Source organism: Streptomyces sp. NPDC051104, assembly GCF_040682835.1.
Taxonomy (GTDB): domain Bacteria; phylum Actinomycetota; class Actinomycetes; order Streptomycetales; family Streptomycetaceae; genus Streptomyces; species Streptomyces cynarae.
On record NZ_JBFBBS010000154.1, the window covers coordinates 1 to 1263 of the forward strand.

Annotated in this window: 2 protein-coding genes; both read right to left on the reverse strand. The window is 72.8% G+C overall.

Going from position 1 to position 1263, the window contains the following annotated elements:
* A partial coding sequence (locus AB0N14_RS40220) for a DnaJ domain-containing protein (RefSeq protein WP_366030627.1) occupies positions 1-458 on the reverse strand: 458 nt, incomplete at its 3' end.
* 6 nt (positions 459-464) lie between these two features.
* The gene (locus AB0N14_RS40225) at positions 465-1076 is read right to left on the reverse strand and encodes a nucleotide exchange factor GrpE (protein ID WP_366030628.1); all 612 of its coding nucleotides are present in this window, start codon (positions 1074-1076) and stop codon (positions 465-467) included.
* Positions 1077-1263 lie beyond the last annotated feature (187 nt).

Genomic DNA, 1263 nt, shown 5'->3' on the forward strand with positions numbered 1-1263 from the left:
GCCTCCTCGACGCTGAGCGGCAGTTCGGCCTCCTGGTCGGCTCCCGGTACACCGGCGGGGGCGCCGCCTGCTCCGAAGAGCGAGCCGAGCAGGTCCTCGATGTCGACACCCTCCGCTGCGAAGTCGTCGCCGAAGCCGGTGGTGTACCGGACACGGGGGCCGCCCGCGCCCGCGGTCCGGCGAGCGCGGAAGCCGCCGCCCGCTCCGGCCGCGACCCGTTCCTCGAAGTCCTCGGGGATCTTGCGGAAGTCCTCGCCGAAGCGGTCGTAACGGGCCCGGGTCTTCGGGTCCGACAGGACGCTGTACGCCTCGTTGAGGTCCTTGAACCGCTCCTCCGCAGCGGGGTCCTTGTTGACGTCGGGGTGGTACTTGCGGGCCAGCTTGCGATATGCCTGCTGGATCTCGTCCTGGCTCGCGGTCCGCGACACGCCCAGCACCTCGTAGAAGTCCCGTGCCATGACCGGTCACTCCCGCTTCGCGACAGTCACGGCGGCGGGCCTGAGCTGCCGTTCGCCGTCCCCGTAGCCCGGGCGCAGCACCTCGACGACCGTGCCCGGCTCGACGTCGGGGTCCTGGACGACGCCGACCACCTCGTGCCGGGCCGGGTCGAAGGCGACGCCGGTCTCCGCGTGCCGCGGGTAGCCGAGCAGTTCCAGGACGTTCACCGCCTGGTCGCGGACCGCCCGGACGCCCTCCACGATCGCGCCCGGATCGGCGCCGGCGTGGGTCAGGGCCAGTTCGAGGTTGTCCAGGACGGGCAGGAAGGCGGCCGCCGTGCGGGACCGCTCGACCACCCGTTCCCGCTCCAGTTCCCTGGCGTGCCGCTTGCGAAGGTTGTCGAGGTCGGCGAGCGCTCGCCGCCAGCGGTCCTCCAGTTCCTGGAGCGCCGTCGTGTACTCGTCCTCGGCAGGCGCGGGGCCGGCGGCGTCGGGTCCCGGTTCGTCGTTCGCCGCTTCCGGCCGGGGCGGCGGGCCCGGTTGCGGCAAATCCCCGCGAGGAGGGCGTACGGCGCCTTCCGGGACCGGTTCGACCGGATCCGACGCGGCCCGGTCGGGTTCCTGGGGGTGGCTGGGCATGGCGCGCCTCAGTCCTTGTCGAACTCGGCGTCGATGACATCTTCGCCACCGCCACCTTCACTCGTGGGACCACCGGTGGCGGCGTGCTGGCCGGGACCACTCGCCGCCGCGGCTTCGGCCTGGTGGGCGGCGAGCCCGGCGTAGACCTGCTGGAGTTCGGAGATCAGCGGCCTGACCTTGCCCACTC

Bases quoted from the DNA above. Each gene is read 5' to 3' on its own strand.
- AB0N14_RS40225 (WP_366030628.1), bottom strand. From the start codon at position 1,076: ATGCCCAGCCACCCCCAGGAACCCGACCGGGCCGCGTCGGATCCGGTC.